Origin of the sequence: Pseudolabrys sp. Root1462, from assembly GCF_001426945.1 — a bacterium.
GTDB lineage: Bacteria > Pseudomonadota > Alphaproteobacteria > Rhizobiales > Xanthobacteraceae > Pseudolabrys.
In genome coordinates this window covers 258,022-283,561 of sequence record NZ_LMFS01000001.1, presented here as the reverse complement: position 1 = coordinate 283,561, position 25,540 = coordinate 258,022, and the positions used below count along the sequence as shown (strand labels likewise).

25 protein-coding genes and 1 tRNA gene are annotated in these 25,540 nt (G+C 63.1%); 11 read left to right on the top strand and 15 right to left on the bottom strand.

All coding sequences use genetic code 11. The annotated features are described in order from the left end of the window. Positions 1 to 69: 69 nt before the first annotated feature. The 3 genes from ASD45_RS01240 (at position 70) to ASD45_RS01230 (ending at position 2,071) form a co-directional block, all read left to right on the top strand. Positions 70 to 1,428, top strand: coding sequence for an acyclic terpene utilization AtuA family protein (locus tag ASD45_RS01240; RefSeq protein ID WP_056909818.1), 1,359 nt, complete (start codon positions 70 to 72; stop codon positions 1,426 to 1,428). Further along, a complete protein-coding gene (locus tag ASD45_RS01235) occupies positions 1,421 to 1,792 on the top strand; it encodes a hypothetical protein (RefSeq protein ID WP_056909817.1) in 372 nt (123 codons plus the stop codon). The genes ASD45_RS01240 and ASD45_RS01235 overlap by 8 nt, the downstream gene beginning before the upstream one ends. Positions 1,793 to 1,864: 72 nt before the next feature. After that, positions 1,865 to 2,071, top strand: a complete 207-nt coding sequence (locus ASD45_RS01230; RefSeq protein ID WP_056909816.1) for a hypothetical protein — start codon at positions 1,865 to 1,867, stop codon at positions 2,069 to 2,071. Between the two features lie 4 nt (positions 2,072 to 2,075). Here ASD45_RS01230 and ASD45_RS01225 read toward each other — a convergent pair whose 3' ends face one another. The 3 genes from ASD45_RS01225 to ASD45_RS01215 form a co-directional block, all read right to left on the bottom strand. After that, on the bottom strand, positions 2,076 to 2,942 hold the full coding sequence (locus tag ASD45_RS01225) for a YihY/virulence factor BrkB family protein (RefSeq protein ID WP_056909815.1): 867 nt from the start codon (positions 2,940 to 2,942) through the stop codon (positions 2,076 to 2,078). A gap of 111 nt (positions 2,943 to 3,053) precedes the next feature. Further along, positions 3,054 to 4,076 (bottom strand): magnesium/cobalt transporter CorA, encoded by a 1,023-nt coding sequence (gene corA, locus ASD45_RS01220; RefSeq protein WP_056912524.1) that lies wholly within the window; start codon positions 4,074 to 4,076, stop codon positions 3,054 to 3,056. Positions 4,077 to 4,087: 11 nt separating this feature from the next. Then, the gene (locus tag ASD45_RS01215) at positions 4,088 to 4,390 is read right to left on the bottom strand and encodes a hypothetical protein (protein ID WP_056909814.1); all 303 of its coding nucleotides are present in this window, start codon (positions 4,388 to 4,390) and stop codon (positions 4,088 to 4,090) included. Between the two features lie 346 nt (positions 4,391 to 4,736). On the opposite strand from ASD45_RS01215, the gene carB reads away from it, so the two are divergent. The 4 genes from carB to ASD45_RS23935 all read left to right on the top strand — a co-directional run bounded on the left by carB (position 4,737) and on the right by ASD45_RS23935 (position 9,415). Beyond that, positions 4,737 to 8,213, top strand: coding sequence for a carbamoyl-phosphate synthase large subunit (gene carB / locus ASD45_RS01210; protein WP_056909813.1), 3,477 nt, complete (start codon positions 4,737 to 4,739; stop codon positions 8,211 to 8,213). A gap of 255 nt (positions 8,214 to 8,468) precedes the next feature. Continuing rightward, positions 8,469 to 8,942: a transcription elongation factor GreA gene (gene greA, locus ASD45_RS01205; RefSeq protein ID WP_056909812.1), complete on the top strand. Its 474-nt coding sequence runs from the start codon at positions 8,469 to 8,471 to the stop codon at positions 8,940 to 8,942. 83 nt (positions 8,943 to 9,025) lie between these two features. Next, positions 9,026 to 9,169 carry a hypothetical protein gene (locus tag ASD45_RS23940; RefSeq protein ID WP_244485147.1) on the top strand — a complete coding sequence of 48 codons (144 nt, stop codon included), beginning with the start codon at positions 9,026 to 9,028 and terminating at the stop codon, positions 9,167 to 9,169. After that, positions 9,170 to 9,415, top strand: a complete 246-nt coding sequence (locus ASD45_RS23935) for a YciI family protein (protein WP_348271236.1) — start codon at positions 9,170 to 9,172, stop codon at positions 9,413 to 9,415. A gap of 34 nt (positions 9,416 to 9,449) precedes the next feature. On the opposite strand, the gene ASD45_RS01195 is transcribed toward ASD45_RS23935, so the two are convergent. From ASD45_RS01195 to ASD45_RS01165, 7 genes are all read right to left on the bottom strand, one after another. Continuing rightward, positions 9,450 to 11,417, bottom strand: coding sequence for a sel1 repeat family protein (locus ASD45_RS01195; protein WP_156380665.1), 1,968 nt, complete (start codon positions 11,415 to 11,417; stop codon positions 9,450 to 9,452). Positions 11,418 to 11,638: 221 nt separating this feature from the next. Then, positions 11,639 to 12,343 (bottom strand): aspartate/glutamate racemase family protein, encoded by a 705-nt coding sequence (locus ASD45_RS01190; protein WP_082540907.1) that lies wholly within the window; start codon positions 12,341 to 12,343, stop codon positions 11,639 to 11,641. Positions 12,344 to 12,441: 98 nt separating this feature from the next. After that, entirely contained in the window at positions 12,442 to 12,996 is a 555-nt protein-coding gene (locus ASD45_RS01185; protein ID WP_056909809.1) for a chromate transporter, read from the bottom strand. Further along, positions 12,993 to 13,532 carry a chromate transporter gene (locus ASD45_RS01180; protein ID WP_162249380.1) on the bottom strand — a complete coding sequence of 180 codons (540 nt, stop codon included), beginning with the start codon at positions 13,530 to 13,532 and terminating at the stop codon, positions 12,993 to 12,995. Before ASD45_RS01180 ends, ASD45_RS01185 begins: the two co-directional genes overlap by 4 nt. Before the next feature lie 351 nt (positions 13,533 to 13,883). Next, a complete protein-coding gene (locus ASD45_RS01175) occupies positions 13,884 to 14,687 on the bottom strand; it encodes an autotransporter outer membrane beta-barrel domain-containing protein (RefSeq protein WP_244485143.1) in 804 nt (267 codons plus the stop codon). Then, the gene (locus tag ASD45_RS23850; protein WP_200949617.1) at positions 14,591 to 15,871 is read right to left on the bottom strand and encodes an ice-binding family protein; all 1,281 of its coding nucleotides are present in this window, start codon (positions 15,869 to 15,871) and stop codon (positions 14,591 to 14,593) included. The genes ASD45_RS01175 and ASD45_RS23850 overlap by 97 nt, the downstream gene beginning before the upstream one ends. A 376-nt stretch (positions 15,872 to 16,247) precedes the next feature. After that, complete coding sequence (locus tag ASD45_RS01165) at positions 16,248 to 16,709, bottom strand: Lrp/AsnC family transcriptional regulator (protein ID WP_056909805.1); 462 nt, start codon at positions 16,707 to 16,709, stop codon at positions 16,248 to 16,250. A 254-nt stretch (positions 16,710 to 16,963) separates the two neighbouring features. On the opposite strand from ASD45_RS01165, the gene trxB reads away from it, so the two are divergent. The 3 genes from trxB to ASD45_RS01150 all read left to right on the top strand — a co-directional run bounded on the left by trxB (position 16,964) and on the right by ASD45_RS01150 (position 19,961). Next, the gene (gene trxB / locus ASD45_RS01160) at positions 16,964 to 17,929 is read left to right on the top strand and encodes a thioredoxin-disulfide reductase (RefSeq protein ID WP_056909804.1); all 966 of its coding nucleotides are present in this window, start codon (positions 16,964 to 16,966) and stop codon (positions 17,927 to 17,929) included. Between the two features lie 23 nt (positions 17,930 to 17,952). Next, positions 17,953 to 18,843, top strand: a complete 891-nt coding sequence (locus ASD45_RS01155) for a LysR family transcriptional regulator (RefSeq protein ID WP_056912523.1) — start codon at positions 17,953 to 17,955, stop codon at positions 18,841 to 18,843. A gap of 62 nt (positions 18,844 to 18,905) precedes the next feature. Beyond that, positions 18,906 to 19,961 (top strand): DMT family transporter, encoded by a 1,056-nt coding sequence (locus tag ASD45_RS01150; protein ID WP_056909803.1) that lies wholly within the window; start codon positions 18,906 to 18,908, stop codon positions 19,959 to 19,961. A 322-nt stretch (positions 19,962 to 20,283) separates the two neighbouring features. Here ASD45_RS01150 and ASD45_RS23260 read toward each other — a convergent pair whose 3' ends face one another. After that, on the bottom strand, positions 20,284 to 20,517 hold the full coding sequence (locus ASD45_RS23260) for a hypothetical protein (RefSeq protein WP_156380664.1): 234 nt from the start codon (positions 20,515 to 20,517) through the stop codon (positions 20,284 to 20,286). A 36-nt stretch (positions 20,518 to 20,553) separates the two neighbouring features. Between ASD45_RS23260 and ASD45_RS01145 the strand changes: the two genes are divergently transcribed. Next, positions 20,554 to 22,644, top strand: a complete 2,091-nt coding sequence (locus ASD45_RS01145; RefSeq protein ID WP_244485141.1) for a L,D-transpeptidase family protein — start codon at positions 20,554 to 20,556, stop codon at positions 22,642 to 22,644. A 58-nt stretch (positions 22,645 to 22,702) separates the two neighbouring features. Here ASD45_RS01145 and ASD45_RS01140 read toward each other — a convergent pair whose 3' ends face one another. The 4 genes from ASD45_RS01140 to ASD45_RS01125 all read right to left on the bottom strand — a co-directional run bounded on the left by ASD45_RS01140 (position 22,703) and on the right by ASD45_RS01125 (position 25,486). Then, on the bottom strand, positions 22,703 to 23,902 hold the full coding sequence (locus ASD45_RS01140; protein WP_056909802.1) for an MFS transporter: 1,200 nt from the start codon (positions 23,900 to 23,902) through the stop codon (positions 22,703 to 22,705). A 51-nt stretch (positions 23,903 to 23,953) separates the two neighbouring features. Then, positions 23,954 to 24,030, bottom strand: a tRNA-His gene (locus ASD45_RS01135). A 226-nt stretch (positions 24,031 to 24,256) separates the two neighbouring features. Further along, on the bottom strand, positions 24,257 to 24,754 hold the full coding sequence (locus ASD45_RS01130; RefSeq protein ID WP_056909801.1) for a phasin: 498 nt from the start codon (positions 24,752 to 24,754) through the stop codon (positions 24,257 to 24,259). A 339-nt stretch (positions 24,755 to 25,093) separates the two neighbouring features. Beyond that, positions 25,094 to 25,486, bottom strand: a complete 393-nt coding sequence (locus ASD45_RS01125) for a phasin family protein (RefSeq protein ID WP_156380662.1) — start codon at positions 25,484 to 25,486, stop codon at positions 25,094 to 25,096. Between the last annotated feature and the right edge of the window lie 54 nt (positions 25,487 to 25,540).

Here is a 25,540-nt window from a genome sequence, read left to right as displayed (position 1 = left end):
CCTCTCGTTGACTTCCCGCCCCGCAACCCGCGACACTGCCCCGAACAAGAAAACGGGACGGGACGCGCGATGGTGGAGCGAATGCTGATCGGCGCCGGCGCTGGTTATTCCGGCGACCGCATCGATGCGCCGATTGCCGTGGTGCGTGACCTCAAGGCGTCCGGCGAACGCGCGGCCATCATCTTCGAAACGCTTGGCGAACGCACTCTGGCGCTGGCGCAACTTCGCCGCCGCGACAATCCTGACCTCGGCTATGAACCGAAGTTGAAGCCGCTGCTGACGCCGGTGCTGAAGGACTGCGTGCAATCGAAGATCGCCATCATCGGCAATTTCGGCGCCGGCAATCCGCCGGCCGCCGCCAAGGTGATCGGCGATCTCGCCACCGAACTCGGGACAACGGTCCGGATCGGCGTGGTCACCGGTGACGACATGCTCGGGCCGGAAGGCATCGAGGTGCTGCGCGCGTCGAGCAACGACCTGCCCGACGCCAAGCTGCTGGTGTCGGCCAACGCCTATCTCGGCGCCACGCCGCTTGTCGAAGCCCTGGGTGAAGGCGCCGATGTCGTCGTCACCGGCCGCGTCGCCGACCCATCGCTGACGCTGGCGCCGCTCATCCATGCCTTCGGCTGGAGCTATGACGACTGGCACCGCCTCGGCCAAGGCACCATGGCCGGCCATCTGCTCGAATGCGGCGCGCAGGTCACCGGCGGTTATTTCGCCGACCCCGGTTTCAAGGACGTGCCGCAGCCGGAAAATATCGGTTTTCCAATCGCCAGCATCGGCCGCGATGGCGGCTTCGTCATCGGCAAGGCGCAGGGCGGCGGTCTGGTAGACCGGCGCACTGTCGCCGAGCAACTGCTCTACGAGGTGCACGACCCGGCGGCCTATCTGACGCCCGACGTCTCCGCCGATATCAGCAACGCCTCGATCGTCGAACTCGGAGGCGACCGCGTTCGTGTCGATGGCATCACCGGCCACAAGCGGCCGGACACGCTCAAGGTCACCGTCTGCTACGATGGCGGCTATATCGCCGAAGGCGAGATTTCCTATCACGGCCCCAATGCGCTGGCGCGGGCGCGCCTTGCCGCCGACGTGGTGCGCAAGCGCAGCCCGAAGGACATCCGCATCCGCTGCGATATCATCGGCGTGCTCAGCGTGCTGGCCGACGACTCTGGGCACGCCTGGAGCGAACTCGACGGTTTCGGCGAGCCGACCAACGACGTGCGCCTGCGCGTCGCCTTTGCCGGCAACGACAAGGCGCTGGTCGAGCGCGGCCTGCAGGAGGTCGAGGCCTTGTATTGCGCCGGACCGGCAGCCGGCGGCGGCATCCGCCTGTCGCTGCGGCCGCGCATCGCCGCGACTTCTTGCTTCATCCCGCGCAGCGCGGTGCGGCCCAAGGTCGAGGTCGTGGAGGTGCGTAATGGTTGATTCCACGACGGAGATGCAACTGCACGCCATCGCCCACGCCCGCACCGGCGACAAGGGCAACCGGCTCAACATCTCGCTGATCGCCTACGACCCGGCGCTGTACCCGTTGCTCGCCGCGCAGGTCACCGAAGCCGCGGTGGCGAAGCGCTTCGCCTGGCGCAAGCCGTCGTCGGTGAAGCGCTACCTGTTGCCGAAGATGTATGCCCTCAATTTCGTGCTCGACGACGTGCTGGATGGCGGCGTCACCCAGGCGCTCAACCTCGATTCCCACGGCAAGACGCTGAGCTTCCACCTCCTGGGCATGCGCGTCCCGGTGCCGGAGAACCTCGTCAAATACGCAAAGCTTGCCCACGCTAAAAGCTGAGGCAGATCATGGACACGGCGCGGAGCGGATAGTAAGACCCGGGCGGCTTTTACCGGGTAGCAGGCAGGCGACATGTCGAAACAGGAACAGCGTGCGGAGGCCGAGCGCCTGATGCGCGAGGCGATGGAGCGCAAGGGTCTCGCGGTCAAGCAGGTCGATACCCGCATCGAGACCAAGTGCGGGAAATGCGGCGCGGTCAACAAGGTGAACGCCAAGGTTGGCGAGACCCGCGTCATGTACAAGTGCAAGGATTGCGGGCACGAACAGCGGGCGATGTAGGCCCTCAGGATGGTGTGCCGATGCCGTCCTCGTCGGTGCGCGGCACGGCGCGTCGGGCATTGTCGATCTCGGAATTGAGTTCCGCACCAACCAGCACGACGATCGCGCTCATCCACAGCCACATCATCAAGCCAATGCCCGCGCCGAGCGAACCATAGGTCGCGTCGTAGTCGGCGAAACTCGCCAGATACCAAGACAGCAGCGCTGATCCGGCGAGCCACGCCACGGTGGCGAAAACCACGCCCGGGCTGATGATTTGCCAGCGCGCCGGTCGGCGGTCCGGACCGAAGCGGTACAGCACTGCCAGCCCCAGCATGACGATGACAAAGAGCGCCGGCCAGCGTAGCAGCGGCAGCAGCGTCACGTCGTAACCGTAGAATGGCAGATACGACAGGATCACCGGCACGATGACGATGGCGGCAAAAGCGGTCAGCATCGCCGCCAGCGCGCCGACGGTGAAAGCGAGCGACACCAGGTTAAGGCGAATGAAGGAGCGCTGCTCCTTCACGCCGTAGACAATGTTGAGGGCGTCGATGATCGCCTTAAGCCCGGCATTAGCGCTCCAGATGGCCAACGCCAGGCCAAGCAGGAACGTGAAACTCAGGTCGCCGGTGGTGCGGGTGACAATGCGCGTGACTTGCTCGGCGACGATGGAGAAAGCGCTCGCCGGCATCATCGGCGCAATCAGATTGAGATGGCTGCCGATGGTCGTCGCATCGGCGAACAGCGCATAGCTCGACACCAGCGCAGTGATCGCCGGAAAAAGAGCGAGCAGGCCATAGAACACGACGCCGGCGGCGAGCGCCAACAGCCGGTCGTCGTTGATCTGAAAGTAGGTGCGGACAAGAATTTGCCGCCAGAACGTGCCCATCCAACAAGAACGGGCAACAGCCGCCAAGGTTTCATGAAGGAAGGGCGCGGAGCATTAGCCGGGCGCAAACCGGCCCTGTTCGACCGCGGGCAGCGCATGGCGCGGGGCCGTCTAGAGCCAGCCGTTCTTTCTGAACCGGAAAAACAGGAACGAGCACACGCTTAAGATCAGCGCAATCACGCCATAATAACCGTACCGCCAGTCGAGCTCCGGCATGTTCTTGAAATTCATGCCGTAGATGCCGGCCACGGCCGTCGGCACCGCGAGGATCGCCGCCCACGCCGCCAGCCGACGCGCGACGTCGGTCTGCTGCGCCTGGCCGGCCATCATGTTGGCTTCAAAAACGAAGGCGAGAATTTCGCGCAGCGAGTCGATGTCCTCCTCGGCGCGCTTGGCGTGATCCAGCACGTCGCGGAACAAGGGCTTCATCTCCTTGTCGAGCGAGATCAGGTCGGAGTGCTGGAGCCGCTTGCACACCTCGCTCACCGGTCCGACGGCGCGGCGCATGCGCAGGAGATCGCGGCGCAGCCGGTACAGGTCGTCGAAATGGTGGCGCGCGCGCGAGCGCTTGAGCACATCTTCCTCCAGTTCATCGACCTCGCTTTGAATGGCGTCGATCACCGGGCGGTAATTGTCGACGATGAAATCGAGGATGGCGTAGAGGATGTAGTCTTCGCCTAGCGCGAGCGAGCCAGGGCACGACTCGCAGCGTTCGCGGACTTTCGTGTACGAAGTCGAAGCGCCATGACGCACCGACAGCACGAAGCCGTGGCCGACGAACAGATGCGTTTCGCCGAAGGCGATGTGCTCGCCCTCCAGTTGCGCGGTGCGGGCGACGATGAATAGCGCATCGCCATATTGCTCGACCTTCGGATGCTGGTGCGCTTTGCTGGCGTCTTCGATGGCCAGCGGATGCAGCTGAAACTGCCCGGAGACGCGTTCGAGCAATTCCGTGCTCGGCTCGTGCAGGCCGATCCAGACGACATGTCCCTGCTTCTGGGCCCAGGCGCCGGCCTCATCGATGGAGATATCGCCGACGCGGCGGCCGTTTGCATAGACGCTGGCCGCGACCACGCCGGGCTCTTGCGTCGCCGCCGTTGCCGGATGGCGCTCGACTTTTGGAAAGGCGGTCACAGTCACCGGCGTCACCCCGTTTGAGCGTCAGTACCAAGTGCCCGCATGAGCGAAGGTTCCGCGTGGCGCGTGAGGCTGTCATGCGAAACGATGGCGTCGCCGATGCCGATGCTGGCGCGCACGAACAATGTGAACGACGCGCGGCGCGCGGCGGCGCTGTTACGGTCGCTCCGATCACGCATGACCGCGAAGCGCAACACGGGCGGCAGCGTGGCCCCGCTCGTGCGGGATGGCGCTTCCTCATGACCAACCGACTGATGCTCCGGCCCGACGCTGGACCGCGCCGGCCGCTCGAGAAGCGCACGAAATGCCATCCAGCAACGATGCCGCCCCGCTGCGTAGGAAATCCATATGGATTGACCCGAGCCCCGATAAGCGCGGTGTAAAGACGGGCGCCGCACGGTAGAATCGAAAATTCGCGCCAAAGTTTCGCCAAATCAACGCCCTGGCCCCGGGCCGGCGGCCGGGAAATGCTGTGGCCGGAGGGGCTCTAAAGGCTTCCCCCCTCGGCGATTCTGGTCTAAGCACCCCGCACGGCCTGCTGGCCTCTCACCTTCTCGATTTGCGCTTTCCGGCCGGCTGACCGGGTTTTCTCAGCCAGAAAGCGCGCGAAAGCGCGCCCTTTTTTTGTGCCCAGTTTCCGGGAGCCGATACTTCCGAATGCCCAAACGCACCGACATCAAGACCGTGATGATCATCGGCGCCGGGCCGATCGTGATCGGCCAGGCCTGTGAGTTCGACTATTCCGGCACGCAAGCCTGCAAGGCCCTCAAGGAAGAAGGCTACCGCGTCGTCCTGGTGAACTCGAACCCGGCGACGATCATGACCGATCCTGATCTTGCCGACGCCACCTATATCGAACCGATCACTCCCGAGATCGTCGCCAAGATCATCGAGAAGGAGCGCAACGTCCTGCCGGGCGGCTTCGCGCTGCTGCCGACCATGGGCGGGCAGACCGCGCTGAACTGCGCGCTGTCGCTGCGCCGGCTCGGCACGCTCGAGAAGTTCGACGTGCAGATGATCGGCGCCACCGCCGATGCCATCGACAAGGCCGAGGACCGCGCACTGTTCCGCGAGGCCATGACCAAGATCGGCCTGGAGACGCCGCGCTCCAAGCTGGCCAATGCCTCCGAACTCAAGCGCCAGGACCGCGAGACCTACAAGGCGCAGCGCGACGAGATTATCGGCCGCAAGGTCGCCGACGACGAAAAGAAACGCCTGCTGGCCGACTTCGAACTCGGCTGGAGAAAGGGCGAACCCGAGCGCGCTGAGCGCTATCAGGCGCAGGCGCTGATCGAGGCGCTGCAGGCGCTCGATTATGTCGGTCTGCCCGCCATCATCCGCCCGTCCTTCACGCTCGGCGGCACCGGCGGCGGCATCGCCTACAACAAGGCCGAATTCCTCGCGATCGTCGAAGGCGGTCTCGACGCCTCGCCGACCAACGAAGTGCTGATCGAGGAGTCAGTGCTCGGCTGGAAGGAATTCGAGATGGAGGTTGTCCGCGACAAGAAGGACAACTGCATCATCATCTGCTCGATTGAGAACGTCGATCCGATGGGCGTGCATACCGGCGACTCGATCACCATCGCGCCGGCGCTGACGCTGACCGACAAAGAATACCAGATCATGCGCGACGCCTCGATCGCCGTGCTGCGCGAGATCGGCGTCGAGACTGGCGGCTCCAACGTGCAGTTCGCCGTCAATCCGGCGGATGGCCGGCTCGTCGTCATCGAAATGAACCCGCGCGTGTCGCGCTCGTCGGCGCTGGCGTCGAAGGCGACCGGCTTCCCGATCGCCAAGGTCGCGGCCAAGCTCGCCGTCGGCTACACGCTCGACGAAATCGCCAACGACATCACAGGCGGCGCGACGCCGGCGTCGTTCGAGCCGACCATCGATTACATCGTCACCAAGATTCCGCGTTTCGCCTTCGAGAAATTCCCCGGCGCCTCGAATGTGCTGACGACGTCGATGAAATCGGTTGGCGAGGCCATGGCGATCGGCCGCACCTTCCAGGAATCGCTGCAGAAGGCGCTGCGCTCGCTCGAGACCGGACTGACCGGGCTCGACGAGATCTGGATCGACGGTTACGACGACAAAAAGGGCCTCGACGACACCGACAACAAGGCGGCGATCCGCGCCGCGCTCGGCACGCCGACGCCCGACCGCCTGCTCAAGGTGGCGCAGGCGATGCGCCTCGGCGCCAGCGACGACCTGATCTACAACGCCTGCAAGATCGACCCGTGGTTCCTGCGTGAACTGCGCGGCATCGTCGAGGCCGAGGCCGAGATCGCGGCCAAGGGCCTGCCGCCGACCGCGGGCGCGTTCCGCCGTCTCAAGGCCATGGGCTTCTCCGACAAGCGTCTCGGCAAGCTGACCGGCAAGACCGACGAAGATGTCAGCGCGGCACGCCGCAAGCTCGACGTGCGTCCGGTCTACAAGCGCATCGATACCTGCGCGGCCGAGTTCGCCTCACCGACCGCCTACATGTATTCGACCTACGAGACCGCCTTCGCCGGCCATATGGCCAACGAGGCGCGGCCATCGGACAAGAAGAAGGTCGTCATCCTCGGCGGCGGTCCGAACCGCATCGGCCAGGGCATCGAATTCGACTACTGCTGCTGCCACGCCTGCTTCGCGCTGAAGGATGCCGGCTACGAGACCATCATGGTCAACTGCAATCCGGAGACGGTGTCGACCGACTACGACACCTCGGACCGATTGTATTTCGAGCCGCTGACGCCGGAAGACGTCATCGAGATCATCGACGTCGAGCGTTCGAAGGGCACGCTGCACGGCGTCATCGTGCAGTTCGGCGGCCAGACGCCGCTGAAGTTGGCCAGTGCGCTGGAGAAGGCCAATGTGCCGATCCTCGGCACCTCGCCGGATGCCATCGACCTCGCCGAAGACCGCGACCGTTTCAAGAAGCTGATCGACAAGCTCAAGATCCGCCAGCCGGCCAACGGCATCGCGACATCGCTCACGGCCATGCGCGAGATCGCCGACAAGATCGGCTATCCGGTCGTGATCCGGCCGTCGAACGTGCTCGGCGGCCGCGGCATGGAGATCGTGCGCGACGGCGCCCATCTCGACCGCTATGTGCAGCGGCTTGCCGCGACGCTCGACAAGCCGTCCGAACTTGTGGTGTCGGCCAAGAGCCCGCTGCTGATCGACAGCTACCTGTCGGACGCCACCGAAGTCGACGTCGACTGCCTGGCCGACGGCAAGGACACTTTCATCGCCGGCATCATGGAACACATCGAGGAAGCCGGCATTCATTCGGGTGACTCGGCCTGCGCGCTGCCGCCGCACTCGCTGTCAAAAGACATGATCGCCGAACTCGAGCGGCAGACACGGGAACTGGCGCTCGCGCTCAACGTTGGCGGGCTGATGAATGTGCAGTATGCCATCAAGGACGGCGACATCTATGTGCTGGAAGTGAACCCGCGCGCATCGCGCACCGTTCCTTTCGTCGCCAAGGTGATCGGACTGCCCGTTGCCAAGATCGCCTCGCGCATCATGGCCGGCGAAAGCCTGGCGAGCTTCAAGCTCAAACAGCCGGTTTACAAGCACCAGGCCGTCAAGGAATCCGTGTTCCCGTTCGCGCGTTTCCCCGGCGTCGATACCGTGCTCGGCCCGGAAATGAAGTCGACCGGCGAAGTCATGGGTCTCGACATGACGTTCGACACCGCCTTCGCCAAGAGCCAGATCGGCGGTGGCACCATCCTGCCGCGATCCGGCACGGTGTTCGTGTCGGTGCGCGACGGCGACAAGGCGCGCATCCTGCCGTCGATCAAGCTTTTGACGTCACTCGGCTTCAAATGCATCGCGACGTCCGGAACCCAGCGCTATCTGGCCGAACACGGCGTCGAAGCGTCCAAGATCAACAAAGTTCTGGAAGGCCGGCCGCATATCGTCGATGCGATCAAGAACGGCGGTGTGCAGCTCGTCTTCAATACCACCGAGGGCGCCGCGGCGCTGTCCGATAGCCGCTCCCTGCGCCATGCCGCCCTCTTGCATAAAGTGCCGTACTACACCACTCTTTCAGGTGCCGTCGCGGCTGCGCAAGGCATAAAAGCCTATCTCGGGGGCGACCTCGAGGTCCGCGCGCTGCAAAGCTATTTTACCGGGCGGGGCTGAACAGGCCTTTCCGGCAGACGGTACGCGTAAGGCCGGCAGATCCGACGGTCGCGGGCGAGCCTCAAAGCTCGCCGCGGCTTGTCAGTGTTTTGTCGGTGTGAGGATTCGAGGGACTCCGGAGCGGGATACCGTGCCCGGAGTCCAATCACGATGGGCCGCCCCGCAAGGGTTCGGCCGTTTTCGATGGAAAGGCTTGGCGCCGCCGGATCGATCCCAGATCGGACCGACGCAGGGCCGCCGGGAGGAGAAGAGACGATGGATAAGATTCCGATGACCGCCGCGGGCTACGCCGTGCTGGAGGAAGAGCTCAAGCACCGCCAGTCGGTCGAGAGGCCGCGCATCATCCAGCAGATCACCGAGGCGCGCTCGCATGGCGACCTGTCGGAGAACGCCGAATATCATGCGGCGAAGGAGCAGCAGTCGCTGAACGAGGGCGCGATCGCCGAACTCGAGGACAAGCTGGCGCGCGCCGACGTCATCGACGTGTCGAAGCTTTCGGGCGACACCATCACCTTCGGCGCCACCGTAACGCTGATCGACGAGGACACCGAAGAGAGGAAGGTGTGGCAGATCGTCGGCGAGCCGGAAGCCAATGCCAAGGCCGGCAAGATTTCGGTCACCTCGCCGATGGCGAAGGCGCTGATCGGCAAGGCCAAGGGCGCGTCGATCGAAGTCAACGCTCCCGGCGGCGCCAAGGGCTACGAAATCAAGAAGGTGGAGTGGAAGTAGGCTTCCGCTGCTTCCGCCGATAAAGCGATTGTGATGGCCGGGCTCGTCCCGGCCATTTCATTATGGCTTACCGGGAGGAGCCAATGAGTCTGCAATCGCTGCCCAAAGCCGAAGTTCTCAAGGCTTGCGAGGCGATGCTGCGCAAGCAGCTCTACGTCATCTTCACCAAACCGACGAACGGCATGGAGCCGGTGCTCGCCAACCTCGAGCAGCATCTCGCCTTCTAGATCGATCTGGAGAAGCGCGGCATCATGTTCGGCGCCGGGCCGATGTGGAACGATGCCGAGGATGCCTGGGAAGGCGAAGGCATGGTGATCCTCCGCGCCGCGTCGCTCGAAGAGGCCAAGGCAATCGCCGCCACCGACCCGATGCACAAGGCCGGCGCGCGCAGCTACACGGTGCGGCCCTGGCTGCTCAACGAGGTCACCGTCAAGCTGTCCTATTCGAACGGCGGCCGGCTCGAGGTGATGTAGCCGGTCGGCCGACGCTTCCGAACGCCCAAGGCGCTTACCGGCGCGGGATGTTGGAAATCGCGCCACCCATAATCTGCAGCATCATCTGTTGCGCTTGAAGTTGCTGCTGCCGCTCTTGTTCAGCACGCTGGGCCTCAGCGAGCGCCGTTTGACATGACAATTGTGCCGCCTGATGGCCGAGTTGAGCAGCGCGACAGAGCAGCTTGGCTTTTTCGGCTGCCGGATTGGCGACTTGCAAATGCCCTCGATCGATCATCTCAACTAGGCTAACAATCGAATCTGAATCGCCACGGGCCATTCCTTCCTGAAACAGCCGCATGGCCATCTGCGGATTTTTTCTCTCTGTAAGATAGAGCCAGCCCAAATTGTCGTAAGCCGCCGGATATCCTTCTCGCACAAGTCGCTCGAGAATACTCGCAGCCCGAGGACGATCCGTCCAATGCAGAGCACGTGCGAGCTGATAGCGGAAGCGGGACTGGTTCGGATTCTGAGTGACCGCGAGATCACACGCCGTGACCGCCTCCCTCGCCTGCGCCTTGAGCGAGTCGAATGAGGTACCGGAGCCAACATGTTGTGTATCGTTCGGGTTACCAGCCAGCGTATCGCAATCGTTTGCTGCCCTTGAAATCCGCTCCTTTTCGCGCGCCACCCTGTCGCGTTCAGCCGCTTCTTGCGCCGCCTGCTTCTCTTTCTCGGCCGCTTCCCGTTCGGCCTGCTCGCGCCTGAACCGCTCGACTTCTTCGGCACGCTGGCGACGTTCGCGCTCGATCTTTTCTTGCTGCTCCTTCAGGTCGTTTTGCCATTGCTCCATCACGCTTCTGGTGAAGGGCTCCAGCTTCACACCGGTTTTGGGATTGAACCCAGGTCCGTCAAAGAACTCCAGTTGTCCCTTCGCATCGCGTGAAAACCACAGCCTTGTTTCGCCAGTCTGCGGGTCGAACGGGGTTGCAGTTTTGATGTCGACAGCTTTGGGAACTCGCGGCTCGACCTTTGAGCGAGATTCGTCGACAATCTCGGGAGTCACGACGAGCAAAGTTTGACCGGTCAGGGGATGAAATCCGGGGCTATCGAAGAATTCGTAATGCCCCGCCTTATCCTTCCAATACCACGCGCGAGGCGTCCCGCTCCGGGCGTCGAAGAATGCATACTCTTTGGGGTCAACGCGCTTTGGAATACGCGCTAGGCGAGCCTTTGTCTGCGCCTTCCAGGCTTCGACAGTATCCTTGTCGACAGGCAATAACTCCTCGCCTGTCTCTGGATGGAAACCCATCAAGTCGAATATTTCGATCCCATTGTTTTTTGACCGATAGTACCAAACCACAGGTTCGCCAGTACGAGGCTCGAAGAAGACAGGTTCATTTGACGTGACCAACTGCGGCCGCTTGCCCTTTTCGTATTCGCGAAGACGCTCGAGCACCTCTGCGGTCACGGGGCGGCATTGGCGCCCGGTGGCAGGATCAATACCAACACGCTCGCCGTAGGTCACCGACCCGTCTCGTGTAACGACATAGCATTTGGTCGCCGCTCCTTCGCGGTTGAAAAACTGCTGTCGAGTGGCCACCCACAGCACGAGCGAATGACCGATCAGCAACGCGAGGATACCGGCGATTCCGATCATCCTCTTCCGGCGAGAGAACGACCAGGCAGCATTCCCGAAATAAACGACGATAACGAAACTCGCCAGAACAAGCGCACGCACCAGATTTCTATTGAGGTCGAACGCGTCGCCTATCTGCTCGACGTATCCCTTGGTCAAATAGAAGGAGAGGATCTTGTCAACGACGAAGAAAGCCGCGAATGCCAAGATGACGAGGAGAACAACACCGACGATGATGCCGGTCCGGCCCAACGATTGAGAAAGGAAGCCATAAAGCTTGCGTGCCCACTCGCTGGCCTTTTCCTTGCCCGATTTCGTCGAAGTCCCGTTCGGCTCTTGGTGATTTGTTATTTCGCTCTTGCCGTTTGGACTATCCGACGCACCGTCGCTCGACTCGTTCGACATTACTAACGCCCCCAAGACCAGCCCCAAGGGGCAAGAGTACCGCAACCAAAAAGCGTAGGAAAGAAGTTCCAAACAGGCATCGACACCTCACCGAAGCTTCAGGCGAATGTGCCCCGGGGTCGGCCAGTCGGAAGCCAAGCCCAGGCGGGGATTGCCAAGGCAATACCGGGGGCCGGACCGCACAATCTGGGGTCAGGTCGCGGGCAGCGGAAAGGGCTCGTTCAGGTAACGCGCTGGAACAACGCCCCCCTGCCGGTGACTCGCCTCGGGTCGGCGCCGGCGAGGATCAGACTCTTCCACACGACCGTTGCAATGGTGTCGTAGACCGGCACGCCGGTGGCGCGCTCCAGCTTCTCGACAAGGGGCGCGGCGCGGAGATTGGTGCAGATGATGGCGATGGCCTGAGGCTGGTCCCTGGCCACAGCCAAAGTCATCTCCTCGATCTGCTCGGGCGTCACCTCGGCGAACGAGAAATTGTCCTGCAGCCGCAGATGCCGCTCGCCAGCGGAGCCGATGCCGAGCTTGCCGTAGTTCTCCAGAATCTTCGCCTGCACGTCGTCGCGGTAGGGCGTGACGAAACCGAGCCGGGTGACGCCGGTCTTTTGCAGGATCTCATTGAGCGCCAGCATCGACGTGGTGGCGGCAATGCCGGTCGCCGCCGTGATGCGCTCGCAGAGCCTGACGTCGCGATCGAAGCCGAGCCAGCCGGACGAGGTGCCGTTCCAGCCGATGACGTCGACCTTGGCATGAGCCAGCAGTTCGGCAGCGCGTAGAATCTCGCTGTCGTCGAATTGCGCGAGCGCGCTGTCGGACAGCGCGATCTCCGTCACTTTGAAGCGCGAGAAATGCGCCGACACTTCCGGCAGACCGGCGACCATCGCCTGTGTGATCGGCTCCAGCGCCGTGTTCGACGACGGCGTCAGCATGCCCAGCAAGATCCGCTTCAAGGTCGCCCCCGGCTGTCGGCGATCACGATGGCGTTCATCGTGCATCCGCCCGCGTGCGATGTCGAGGCTCGCGCGCCTCAAAGCATCGGCAGGCCCGAAGACAGAAGACGCGCGGCTACGAAAATTGCGCCGCCCAGCACAAACAGCAACAGCGGATGCAGCCGCGGCTGCCACAGCAGCAGCGCGCCGGCGCCCCCAGCCACCGCCCACGCCAACGGCCCGCCATGGCCAATCCGCAGGATCGAGACCGCGCCGGCGAGAATGAGCCCAATGCCGATCGGCGCCAGGCCCTGCTCGAGCGCAGTGTGCCAACGCTTGCCGCGGTGCTGGCGCCAGACGGTCGCCACCGCATAACAGATGATCGAGGACGGCACGAACAACGCCAGCGTCGCGACCAGCGCGCCGGTCCATCCGGCGACGTGCCACCCGATCAAGGTGGTCAGCATCGAGCCCGGCCCGGGCGCCGCCCGCGAAATGGCAAAGAAATTAATGAACTCGCGCGACGACATCCAATGCTGCACATCCACGGTCTGATGCTGAATGCCGGCGATGATGCTCGGCCCGCCGCCGATCGAGATCAGCGAAAACGGCACGAATACCGCGATCAGCGCGAGGAGTGGATCATCCTTCATGGCTTTGCGCTCCGCTGCCATGCCGCCCACACCGACAACGGCGCGACGACCGCGACGACAAGCAGCAGCGACAGATGAAAAATCGCGACGCCCAGGAATGTCGCGATGAGCGCGATGCTCGCGCCGAGGTGCCGCGACGCACGCCGGGCCCCCTTTGCGGCGACGACCAGCAAAAGCCCGATCGCGGACGCGGCGACACCGTCCATCACAGTCTCGGTCCAGTCGAACGACGTCATCGCGCTATAGGCGCTGACCAGTGCGATGGCGACAAAGAATGGCCCGCTCAGCAGACCGACCAGCGCCACCACCGCACCTGTGATGCCAAACAGCTTCTGCCCGATATAGAGCGAGAGATTGGCGACATTGGCTCCCGGCAGGATCTGCGCCACGGCCAATCCCGACATGAATTCGTCTTCGTCGATCCAACCGCGCAAGGTCACCACCTCGCGAAAGATCCAGCCGCTCAGCCCGCCGCCGAACGAGAACAGTCCGATGCGCAGGAAGACGGTGAAGAGCGAGAGAAGTGTCGGGGGCACGACGGGGGAAGCCGAATTTTCGATCATATTTCTCTACGGCGGGCATAGCCGGCACCGTTCATTCCGCTGGTTCGTGGTCGGGGCGATCGGTGAGGAGTCCCATCGGTACCGTTGCCGGCATCGCGGGGCTGGCGCAGCGTCAGCGATGTGTTGAAGACGTCCTATGGCCCGAGATGACTTCGTGGAGATCTAAAATATTTTCAGGTCGGGCGCCACGCATTTCAGCTCGAAATTGATCTTGCCGGACTGCAAGCAGCATCGCGCAGCAAGGGCGGCTCAGGATGCGGGGTGAGGATGAGCTTGTCCGTTTGGAACGGCGGCAAGCTTGAGATGGTCCGGGGGATCCGGCGATCACCAGGCATAACGCAGCCGGACCGTCCCCGAATAAGTATTCGAGCCATTGGCCACTTCGCCATCGAGCTTGGCCATGACGGCCCAACCGTTGCGCATCGACAGTTCGGCGCCGGCCGTCAGGAGCAGCGAGTCCCGCACCGGCGCAGCGCCGAATTCGGTGAAGCTCGATCCGGGCAGTGCCTGGAAACTGGCGACGACTGACGGATCGGAATAGGTGTCATGCGCCCAGGCCACGCGACCGAACAGCAAAAGCGCGCTGTCGCGGTCGAGGCCGTAGCGCTTGTCCAGCCAGGTGCCAAGTTCGGTGCGCAGCGTCGTCGTGGTGCGTGCTTCATATGACAGCGCAAACGTCGGAGCGCCGGAGGTGGCGACTTCGCTGTAGGCCGGGGTGCGGAATGCCTGCAACTGCACGGCGGCATAGGGCGTGACACCGATCGTCCGGGAATCGAAGATGCCCGGAACAACGAAGCGATAGCCGCCTTCGAGCCGGCCGCCGACATCATAGGCATTGAAATCGGCGGTTAGGTTGTCGCTTCCCGCCACGGTTACATAACGGCTGGTGGTGACGTGATGCCAGCCATAGGCCAGCACGGCGGACAGATAGGCCGCGTTGATATGTGTGGAGCTGTAGATCGCGGCCTGAAACATGTCGCTGTGGCCGCTGCCGTAACCGCCGGCCAGACTGTAATTGGTCGATCCGCCGCTCAGCGCGAAGCCCACGACCGTGTTAGGCGTGAGGCGATAGTCGAGGCCGAGGGCGAGTCCGAAGTTGCGGACCGAGCGGTCATGGCTTCCCGCCACCGCATCGCCGCCCGTGCTGTTATGGCCGCCATAGGCCGCGCTCCAGACGTTCCAGCGGCTCGCCTGACGGGACGCGGCGTCAGCAGCCCTATAGGCCGGGCCTTGTAGATCGGCGCTTTGACAATCAATGGCCGCCGCGGCGCCAGCGGAATTTGCGGCACCTGACCGCGAGCCGAGTTGAACGGATTGGTCAGCAGCGCCAGAAACGAATTCATCGCTTGGGTGCCGGCCTGCGCGATGCCGGTCCCGGCTTCACCTTGCAACTGCGCGAAAGCCACCGCCATCTCGGCCGGCGAAAGATTGTAGAGATTGAGGAATGCCAGCGGTAGCTGGCCGCCGCTCGACACGAAATTGTCGATCGCTGTGGCGACGGCGTGCTGGCTGTTGTTGGCGGTGGACGGCAGCAGAAAGTCGAGCAGCGGCACGCCGGCGGGACCAATGATGACGACGCCGCCACCTGGCACAACGACTGGAGTTCCAGGCGGCACTGCCGGCAACAGGGCGCAGAGCGAGATCGTATTTGTATCAAGTGTCACGGCGCCCGTGCGGGCGAAAGCCGCGCCGCAATTGATCGAAGCGCCGGTGTTCAGCGTGATACTGGACTGCGCCATGATATCGCCGCTGAATATCGTGCCGGTGCCGAGCGTAGCCGAACTGCCGACCCGCCAGAAAACATTGCCACCCTGGGCGCCGTTGATCAGCAGAACGTTGGAAGCGCTGGCAGTAGTAAGCGAACTACCGATGTTGAAGATGAAAACCGCACTGGGATTGCCCAGCGCATTGAGCGTGAGCGTGCCGGTGAGTTGAGCCGACGACGCGAAGTTATAAACACCCGGAATGAGGGTCAGTCCGCCGAGATTCTGGCCCGTCAGGTCGACGGTGGTCGGCCTTCCCAAGAGCGAGAGGTATGCAGCGGTGAGATCGGACTGCGCCTGGAGCGCCGCCGCGTCGGCGGCATGAATCGCCCCCGGCGCCAGAACGATGCCCGGCGGGAATCCGGTCACCGCGGCGCCGGGGCTGACGCCGATATTTCCCATCAGCACACTGGTGCCGGTGTTGGTGATCGTCGAACCGGCCAGCACCGAAAAATCGATCAGCGTCCCCAGAGGCGGTGGTGCCTGCGCCCGGCTCGGCGTCGTCGATGCCACCAGCATGACAAGAAGCGCGGCGAGGCCCCCTCGCATGCGAAGCGATCGCACCGACAATACAAGCTGTGCACGTTCGGTCGAAAAAACGCGCAAAAGCTTTTCCTCGACATCAAACGCCGCCACGGCGACGACAATTTTTATTGTTTCACAGAGACATGAGTCGGCGGTGGTGCAAGCATACAACCGTGCCCTAACCTCATGACATGTTTAAAAACGGAACAATTGAACGCAACAAGACGCGCCTATACGCGGCTACCTTGTTCCGAATCGCTCACCGTTTATAAATCGAGTCGGCGTTGGCAGCGGCCGCGCAATCACCGGCTTGCATTGCCGACGATTCGGCCTGTGGCGCGCGATAATCGGGACTGTGCGTCGAGATCGCCATCGATAATGCGCTGTAGCGAAGTTGGAACTACATCGGCACCATGGCCGCGTCCTTGGACTGGCGCAGCGTCAGGGAGGTCTTGACGTTCTTCACGTTCGGCCCCGAGGTGAGCTTCTCGACGAAGGTCTGGAAGGTCTTCAGGTCGGGCGCCACGCATTTCAGCACGAAGTCGATCTCGCCCGAGAGCATCCAGCACTCGCGCACCAGCGGCTGAGCACGCACAAAGGCCTCGAAAGCACTGAGGTCAGCCTCGGCCTGGCTCGACAGATGCACGAAAGCGAAGACCACGACCTCGTAACCGAGCAGCTTCTCGTCGAGCAGTGCGCGGTATCCCTTGATGTAACCGGCTTCCTCCAGCGCCCGCACACGGCGCAGGCATGGGGGCGCCGAAATGCCGACCCGGCGCGCGAGTTCGACATTGGTCATCCGGCCGTCGTCCTGAAGTTCCTTCAGGATCTTGCGGTCGATGGCATCAAGGGTCGCAGGCACGGCTATCTCCTCACGCGGAATCAGGGCGTCTCCGGCGGAATATCCATACCTTGAAATATTCTTTCGCGAAAGATTATTGCGCAGTTTGCTCACCGTTCACCGAAGCTTGTGGGTCGGCGGGGTTGCGTATCTTGCATGGCTCCTAGAAAGCCATAGATTGGGTGCAGCTTTGGAGCCGGCCCTGAGGGGTCGGTGACCGGCGCCGGGGCCCCCGTCTTTGCTTTTCCCTGTTCAGCCATTGGGGGCGAACAATCATGTCCAAGACTATCCACGCCAAGGTCGTCATCATCGGCTCTGGGCCGGCCGGCTACACCGCCGCGATTTATGCATCGCGCGCCATGCTGCAGCCGACCCTGATTCAGGGCATTCAGCCCGGCGGCCAGCTCACCATTACCACCGACGTCGAGAACTATCCGGGTTTTGCCGACGTCATCCAGGGCCCCTGGCTGATGGAGCAGATGCAGGCCCAGGCCCAGCATGTCGGCACCAACATCGTCTACGACCATGTCAACAGCGTCGATCTGTCGAACCGGCCGTTCAAGCTCACCTGCGACTCCGGCGACATCTACATCGCCGATGCGCTGATCGTCGCGACCGGCGCTCAGGCGCGCTGGCTCGATTTGCCGTCGGAGCAGAAGTTCAAGGGCTATGGCGTCTCGGCCTGCGCCACCTGCGACGGCTTCTTCTACAAGAACAAGGAAGTCTTCGTCATCGGCGGCGGCAACACCGCGGTCGAAGAGGCGCTGTTCCTCACCAATTTCGCCTCCAAGGTCACCGTCGTGCACCGGCGCGACCATTTCCGCGCCGAACGCATCCTGCAGGACCGTCTGTTCAAGCATCCCAAGATCGAAGTGGTTTGGGACAGCGTACTGCATGATGTGAGCGGCGACGAAAACCCGCTCAAGGTCCGGCGCATCGCCCTCAAGAACCTGAAGACCGGCGTCGTTTCCGAACACAACGCCGACGGCGTATTCATCGCCATCGGCCATCAGCCGGCATCCGAATTGTTTGTCGGCCAGCTCGAGATGAAGCCGTCCGGCTACATCGTCACGGCGGGCCACTCGACCGCGACGTCCGTGCCGGGCGTGTTCGCGGCCGGCGACGTCACGGACGACATCTACCGGCAAGCGGTCACCGCCGCCGGTCAAGGCTGCATGGCGGCGCTCGAGACCGAACGCTTCATCGCGGCGCAAGAGGATCAAAGGGCGGCGGCAGAATGACGATGAGTCACTCCAACAACACGATGGACTGGGACAAGCTGAAGGTGTTTCACGCCGCAGCGGAAGCCGGCTCCTTCACCCACGCCGGCGAACGTCTCGGCCTGTCGCAATCGGCGGTGTCACGCCAGGTATCGGCGCTGGAGACGGATCTCAATGTCTCGCTGTTCCATCGCCACGCGCGCGGCCTGATCCTGACCGAACAGGGCGACATGCTGTACCGCACGGCGCATGAAGTGTTCATGAAGCTGGAGGCGGCGCGCACCAAGCTGACCGACTCCCGCGAGCGGCCGAACGGCGAACTGAAGGTTTCGACCACCGCCGGCATCGGTGTGCACTGGCTAACGCCGCGGCTCGGCGAATTCCTCGATCTTTACCCCGACATCCAGATCACTCTGATCACCACGGACGAAGAACTCGATCTGGCCATGCGCGAGGCAGACGTGGCGCTGCGCCTGCGTCAGCCGACACAGCCGGACCTGATCCAGCGTAAATTGTTCTCGGTGCACTTCCACGCCTACGCGTCGCCGGACTATCTCAAGCGCTTCGGCACGCCGCGCACGCATGACGAACTCGATAACCACCGCATATTGCTGCTGGGCGGCAATGTCCCGGCGCATTTCGCCAACCGCCGCTGGCTGGTCGAGGTCGGCCGCGAAGCCAAGAATTCGCGCGTCCCGCAACTGAGCATTAACAACGTGCTCGGCCTGTTGCGGGCCTGCCAGCGCGGCCTCGGCGTCGCCATGCTGCCGGATTACCTGGTGGAAGAAAACGGCGGCCTGGTGCAGTTGTTCGGCGAACAGGACACGCTCGCGCTCGACGCCTACTTCGTTTACCCCGAAGAACTGAAATCAGTTGCTCGTATCCAGGTCTTCCGCGACTTCCTCGTCGCCAATGCGCAGCGTTGGAATTTCTAAGCCGCCCTTGAGTGCGGGATAGATATTACGACCGAGGCTGCGGCTGAAGCGAGGCTGGCATCATGAACCGCCGTGCCGCCGGATTAGCGCTTCTGTCAGCCGCCTTGTTCGGCGCCTCGACGCCCGCCGCCAAGGCTTTGCTCGGCACCGTAGACCCTGCCCTGCTGGCCGGCCTGTTCTATTGCGGCGCGGGGATCGGCACCGGCATCCTGCGCCGGATCCTGCGCTCACTTAGATCGAACGGGGCAGCGCAGGAAACGCCGTTGGCGCGCGTCGATGTTCCGTGGCTTGCGGGCGCCATCGCCTCTGGCGGTGTCGTCGGGCCGCTGTTGCTAATGTTCGGGCTGGCGCACACGGAGGCCTCGACGGCATCGCTGTTGCTGACGCTCGAGGGCGCGGCCACGGCGCTGCTGGCGTGGTTTGTGTTTCACGAAAATTTCGACCGGCGCATCGCCCTCGGCATGTTGCTTCTGATCGCAGGCGCACTCCTGTTGTCGTGGTCGGGTACAGCAACGCTGGCAACCATCACCGGCCCGGCGGCGATCGTCGCCGCCTGTGTCGCGTGGGGCCTCGACAACAATCTGACCCGCAAGGTGTCGCTGGCCGATCCGCTGCAGATCGTCGCGATCAAGGGACTGGTCGCCGGCCCCGTCAATCTCGTTCTGGCGTTCGCGGTGGGTGGCCATTGGCCGACGTTCGGCATCACATTGACCGCGGCGATCGTCGGTTTCATCGGCTACGGAGTAAGTCTCGCGCTCTACGTGCTGGCGCTGCGCGACCTTGGCACCGCGCGCACCGGCGCCTATTTCGCCACAGCGCCGTTTCTCGGTGCGGCGGTCGCACTTGCCTTTCTGCATGAACCTGTAACGCTTCAACTCGTCATCGCGGGCGCGCTCATGGCCGCGGGAGTTTACCTGCATCTCACCGAGCATCATGAGCATGAGCACGCGCACGAGCCGATGACGCACAGTCATCTGCACGTTCATGACGAACATCACCGGCACGCGCACGAATTACGTGATCCGCCGGGTGAGCCGCACACGCATGTGCACCGTCACGCGCCGCTGCGTCACAGCCATCCGCATGTCCCCGACATGCATCACACGCACCGACACTGAAGATAGCCGCTGTGCCACCGCACGGTCACGCCATGCGAAACGCGGTGCGACCTGTGCGCTTTTTTCGCACCCATGAGTGCATGGCTGACATTCGCGCGGTGCCATTGCTGCCAAGCAATGCAGATTGCATAGTTCGATCACGCTACGACGGCGGATGTATATCCTCCCAGAGTCGCCGCTGACGCAGCAAGTTCCCCTCTGAGGTTTGCCGGCCCCCACGCCGGCGATCTGCAACCGGGCCCCGCATGGGGCCCGGTTTTTTTGTCCCGCGGTGCGCTTGCCGCCCCGGCGGTGAGCGCACCGCGGGGAGAGCGGCTGCCGGTCATGTGACCCCGGTCACAGCGGCGGTCCGAATTTTGCGGTTTTTACCCGACATGACATCGACGGCATCACGATTCGGGAACATGCAGACGAGCCAACGGTTGAGCCGTTCAGGCAGCCGGCGGTAGCGCCGCACCAGTGTAAAATAGTCACACTGGCCGGTGGATTGCGGCATCGGTCTTGGAAATTTCGTAACGATCAACAGCCTATCGAGTAGAATGGAAAGGCCCTGCATTGGGGCCTTCCCCGACAGCCCTTGGGAGATTCCGCGGTGAAAGTCGTAAGTTTTGACCGTCTGCTGGCAACCACTGCTATCGGACTGGTGCTGGTTCTGACCAGCCAGGCGAGTCTCGCCCAATCCGTCGAGGACCAACTCAACGCCGCCGTGCCGCTCACCGATGCCGGTGCGCCGCCGACCTTGAAGGACTTCACCGCCCCGCCGGCCGCCGAGACCCCGGCCGCCAAGCCGAGCGATAAGTCGGCCGACGCCAAACCGGCCGACGTCAAGCCGGTTGATGCGCCGCAGCAAGCCGCCGCCCCGGCGCCTGCCGCGACCCCTGCTCCGGCCGCCACCACGGCCGCCACCACCGCTCCCGCCGAAAGCCCAACGGCCAACAAGGCCGTGGCCGACAAGCTGCGTGACATGGTCACCGGCAAGGCGCTCGATCGCGTCGTCAGCCGCAAGGCTGAGCGCTCCGGCATCGAAGCCTTCTACAAGGCGCGCGACTACGCGCCGCTCTGGCTCGACAATGGCAAAGTCACCGACCGTGCCAAGGCGGCGATGGCGACATTGAAGGATGCCGACAGCGCCGGCCTCGATGCCCGCGATTATCCCGCCCCCGATTTTGCCGCGGCAACGACCGCCGACGCGCTGGCCGAGGACGAACTCAAGCTCACCAACGCGGTGCTGACCTACGCGCGCCAAGCGCAGATTGGCCGCATCCACTTCTCGCGCGTTGCTGCCGATATCCAGTTCGACCTCAAGGCGCCGGAACCGGAAAAGGTGCTTGAGACGCTGGCCAAGGCGGACGACGCCGGCAAGGCGCTCGACGGCTACAATCCGCCGCAGCCCGAGTTCAAGGCGTTGCGCGCCAAACTCGCCGAACTACGCGCCGGCAAGGTGCAGGCCACCCCGACCGAAGACGCGAAGCCCGCGCCGACGGTGCAGATCGCTTCCGGGCCGATCCTGCGCCCCGGTATGAAGGGCGAGCGCGTCGTACAGTTGCGCAAGCGGCTCGACGTCGCAGGCGATAAGAATAACCCGCTCTATGATGACGCCGTCGTTGAAGCGGTGAAGACCTTCCAGACCCAAGCCGATCTCGACACCGACGGCAATGTCGGCCCGGCGACGCTGCGGGCGCTCAACGGCGACAAGCAGGAGACGTCGAAGATCGACCGCGCTTCAAACGATCCGATCGACACCGTCGTCGTGAATATGGAACGCTGGCGCTGGCTCCCGCGCGACCTCGGCAATCCGCACGTCATCGTCAATGTGCCCGATTATCGCCTGACGCTGTGGGATAACGGCAAGGTGTACTGGACGACGAAGATCGTCGCCGGCAAGGCGGGCAGCCATGCCACGCCGATGATTTCAGCCGAGATGAAATTCATCACGGTCAATCCGACCTGGAACGTGCCGCCGTCGATCATTGAAAAAGAATATCTCCCGGCGCTGCAGGAAGATCCGGGCGCGCTCGATCGTATCGGCCTCAAAGTCGAACAGGCGCCGGATGGCACGGTGCGCATCTATCAGCCGCCGGGTGCGGGCAATGCGCTCGGCCGTATCCGCTTCAACTTCCCGAACAAGTTCCTGGTGTATCAGCACGACACCCCGGATAAGTATCTCTTCAAGAAAGAGAAGCGCGCCTTCAGCCACGGCTGCATGCGCGTCGAAAACCCGCTGGTGTATGGCGAGAAGATTCTGTCGCTGGCGATGCCCGACGGCCATTACACCGCGGCCAAGCTTGAGAGCATGTTCGGCGGCTCGGAAATCAACCTCAACTTCCCGAAGCCGATCTGGGTGCACCTCACCTATCAGACCGCCTTTGTCGATGCCGACGGCAAGCTGCAATTCCGTGAGGACGTCTACGGCCGCGACCAGCGCATGATCGCGATACTCAAGGGCAGCGATCGCAAGGTCGCCGATATCGCGGTCGAGCGGCCGCCGAACACCTCGTCCAAGCCGGTGCGCCTGCCGCCCGGCGCGCTCGCCGGTGGCGGCGGTGGCGGCTACAGCAGCGGCCCGAACTTCTTCGAGGCGCTGTTCGGTGGCTTCGGTCGCCCGCAGCCAGAGCCGGTCTATCGCCCGGGTCGCAATATCGGCCCGCGCTATGGCCGCGACGGCCGGGTCGTCGTACGCTAAGCACCTAAGTCCCAGACAAAATGCGAAAACGCCGGCGAGCAATCGCCGGCGTTTTTCGTTAGCGATGGACCGCTGAAGCCGACCGTTCGCGCGGGGAGAATAGGTAGACAACAAGCGCTACAGCGAGCAGCAAGGCAAACGCCGTGAACAGCCGACCGTAGATAAGGTCCGGCGGGACAGCGGCGAGGACCGACGCCTTCACGTAGCGGCCGGACAGCCATTGGCCGAGGCTGGCGCCGCCGAAGAACAGCAGGTTCATCATGGTCACCCCCTGCCCAAGAACGTGTGCCGGCAAGAAGGCGCGGGAATGCGCAAGCAGGATCGCGAAGGTTGCACCGAAGCCGGCGACGACGAACAGCAGCGTCAGCGCGAGTGACCCCGACCGATCACCGAACTGGCCGAGTACAAACCACGCGACGACCGTCACTGCCGCGCCGGCTGCCACCGTGACTTTGGCGTCACGCAGATAGCGGTTCACCGGCGCATAGAAAATCCCGCCCAACGCCAGCGCCAGTCCCATCGTGGTGGCACTGAGTCCGACGGCGTAAGGGCCGAAGTGATGCACTTGCGCAAGATAAGGCGCGATCCATAAGCCGCGGACTGCGGCCACCACGCCGTAGCTGACGAAAGCGAGCGGCACGATGGGCCACAGCGCGCGGGTTGCCAGGATCTGCCGGGTCGCCGCCAAAGCCGAGATCTTGCCTCCGGAGATTTCGAGGCGCGGAGGATCGCGCAGCACGACGACGACCAACAGAAGGCTTACGACCGTGATGCAGGCCATGCCGAACATGGTCACACGCCATCCGAACATGCCAACGGCTACCGCAAGCGGCGCACCGCTGACGGGGTCTCCCAGGGTGCCGAGGCCGAACAGCAGTGAGGACATGGTTGCAAATTGCTGGGGCGCGTAAACGCGACCGATGACATAAAAGCCAACCATCATCACCGGCGAGAAGCCGGCGCCGAGCAGAGCCATCGAGACGAGTGCATGCCAAGGCTGGGTCGAGGCCGACAGCAGGATGCCGCCGCCGACGGCACCACAGAGGCTCAGCATCAGGATCAGGCGAGGTCCAACACGATCGAGGGTCAACGCCACTGGCACCTGCGTCAAGGCGAAGGCCAGGAGAAAGGTCGCCTGCATGTTGGCGAGGCCGCCGGCATCGAGCCCGAGATCCCGCGACAGCTCGCCCGCCACCACGGCCAGGAAAGGCCGATGGAAGTTGCCGAGGAAGTAGGGAAAGAGGAGCGTAAAGAACACCGGCGCAGACTTCTTTCGGCGACTTGGGGCGGTCTGCACGACCTTCGCAGATGGTACAGGCGGGTGGACTTGAACCACCGACCTCCGGTTCCACAGACCGGCGCTCTAACCAACTGAGCTACGCCTGCATATCACGTCGCCGGCGGCACCAGGGCCGCAAGCCTTACGGGGCCCGTAAAGGGCCCCGATGCGGCGCGAACCTAAGAGCCGCGTCCGACTTTGGCAAGCGCTTTGGCCGCCAGCGAAAACTTTGATTTTTGGGGCCACAATGGCCTTGGCAGCGCCGTTCAGGCAACAAAAAGCCCGGGCCAGGCCGGCCCGGGCAATTGATCAGTCTGATCCGAACCGGGCCGCTCAGGCGGCCTGGTTGAACTTGGCGAAGGTTTCTTTCATCGGCTCGGCCGAGTCGGCCGCAACCTTCTGGGCATGCGCCGTCAGCTCCTTGGCCTGCGCCGTCAGCGCGTCGAAGCGGTTGCGCATGAACGCGGTGGAGAGCTCCAGGACCTGCGAATACGACTTCGCGCCCATCAGCTCGCCCATCAGGTCGAAGGCGGCGTTCGAGTTAGCGCGCGCGGTCTCGATCAGCTTGAGGCTGTAGTCGGCGTAACCCTTCGAAGCGATGGAATAGGTCTCTTCGAGAGTCTCGGTCGTCTTTTCGGCATTGGCTTTGAGTTTCTCGTAGCCGTCCTTGGCCTGCGCGATACCCTTTTCGGCGAATTCGCGGAATGCCGGCGGCACTTCCATAGTCGGAACGTCGAATTTCGGAATTTCGAACTTCGGCATCTGGAACATCGAATCGGCGTTCACGGCGAACAGCTTCGGCTTGGTTTCCACGGCAGTTTGGTCGGACATGGGATGATCCTTTGTGAGGACATTTCCGGCTACGCGCGGACCGCTGCCCTCTCCCGGTCCGAGCAAGAATGCGAGTAATGACTTGCGCGCTCCCGACCTTGGGGGAGCGATCTTGAACACCAATATATACTGAATTGAGTGCGTTGCAATAAAAATATTGCACTGCAACATAAAGCGCGACAGGGCCGAGCGGCCTTTTAAGCCACTGAAATTATTTTAGATTTTTATATACCCCCGTCCACTTCAGTAAGAGTGGGCGGCGGCGCGCTGCTGAGGATGTCGCGATGCGGAATAACTGCGCGGCGGGCGGCGGGTTCCGCCCATGCGAGGCCCGTTTCCCTATTTGGCCGCCATTTTCGAGGCGTGCTCAGACAGCGCCTTGGCCTGATCGGAGAGCGCCGCGATCTGGCTCTTGATGTAATCGACCTGGAGATCGGTGACCTCTTTGGCGTCTTTGGCTTTCAGCAGACGGTGGGCGAAATCGAACGAGGCGGAGAGATTGCGCTCGGCAAAGCTCATTGCGAGCTGGCCGGCTTCCCGCGCACTGCTGTGAAGGGTTTTGGCCTGGGTTTCGGCCGTACCGACGGCGTGCCGGGTAGCGGCTGCGAAACTATCGAAAGCCTGCTTCGCCTGGTCCATGCTTTTCTCAGCAAATTCGCGCATTTCCGGCCGAATTTCGAACTTCATATCCTGGGCCATGATCGGAACTCCTTGGATGGTGTCGAGCCTCACGGTCGGCGAATTCTAGCCTGTCTGTCCAGCGGATGTGTGACGCGCTATCGCGGC

What these genes read in the sequence shown, in the direction of transcription:
- ASD45_RS01240 (WP_056909818.1), top strand. Translation starts at nt 70, where the DNA reads ATGGTGGAGCGAATGCTGATCGGCGCCGGCGCTGGTTATTCCGGCGAC.
- ASD45_RS01235 (WP_056909817.1), top strand. Translation starts at nt 1,421, where the DNA reads ATGGTTGATTCCACGACGGAGATGCAACTGCACGCCATCGCCCACGCC.
- ASD45_RS01230 (WP_056909816.1), top strand. Translation starts at nt 1,865, where the DNA reads ATGTCGAAACAGGAACAGCGTGCGGAGGCCGAGCGCCTGATGCGCGAG.
- ASD45_RS01225 (WP_056909815.1), bottom strand. Translation starts at nt 2,942, where the DNA reads ATGGGCACGTTCTGGCGGCAAATTCTTGTCCGCACCTACTTTCAGATC.
- ASD45_RS01215 (WP_056909814.1), bottom strand. Translation starts at nt 4,390, where the DNA reads ATGGCATTTCGTGCGCTTCTCGAGCGGCCGGCGCGGTCCAGCGTCGGG.
- carB (WP_056909813.1), top strand. Translation starts at nt 4,737, where the DNA reads ATGCCCAAACGCACCGACATCAAGACCGTGATGATCATCGGCGCCGGG.
- greA (WP_056909812.1), top strand. Translation starts at nt 8,469, where the DNA reads ATGGATAAGATTCCGATGACCGCCGCGGGCTACGCCGTGCTGGAGGAA.
- ASD45_RS23940 (WP_244485147.1), top strand. Translation starts at nt 9,026, where the DNA reads ATGAGTCTGCAATCGCTGCCCAAAGCCGAAGTTCTCAAGGCTTGCGAG.
- ASD45_RS01195 (WP_156380665.1), bottom strand. Translation starts at nt 11,417, where the DNA reads ATGTCGAACGAGTCGAGCGACGGTGCGTCGGATAGTCCAAACGGCAAG.
- ASD45_RS01190 (WP_082540907.1), bottom strand. Translation starts at nt 12,343, where the DNA reads ATGCTGACGCCGTCGTCGAACACGGCGCTGGAGCCGATCACACAGGCG.
- ASD45_RS01185 (WP_056909809.1), bottom strand. Translation starts at nt 12,996, where the DNA reads ATGAAGGATGATCCACTCCTCGCGCTGATCGCGGTATTCGTGCCGTTT.
- ASD45_RS23850 (WP_200949617.1), bottom strand. Translation starts at nt 15,871, where the DNA reads ATGCGAGGGGGCCTCGCCGCGCTTCTTGTCATGCTGGTGGCATCGACG.
- trxB (WP_056909804.1), top strand. Translation starts at nt 16,964, where the DNA reads ATGTCCAAGACTATCCACGCCAAGGTCGTCATCATCGGCTCTGGGCCG.
- ASD45_RS01155 (WP_056912523.1), top strand. Translation starts at nt 17,953, where the DNA reads ATGGACTGGGACAAGCTGAAGGTGTTTCACGCCGCAGCGGAAGCCGGC.
- ASD45_RS01150 (WP_056909803.1), top strand. Translation starts at nt 18,906, where the DNA reads ATGAACCGCCGTGCCGCCGGATTAGCGCTTCTGTCAGCCGCCTTGTTC.
- ASD45_RS23260 (WP_156380664.1), bottom strand. Translation starts at nt 20,517, where the DNA reads ATGCAGGGCCTTTCCATTCTACTCGATAGGCTGTTGATCGTTACGAAA.
- ASD45_RS01130 (WP_056909801.1), bottom strand. Translation starts at nt 24,754, where the DNA reads ATGTCCGACCAAACTGCCGTGGAAACCAAGCCGAAGCTGTTCGCCGTG.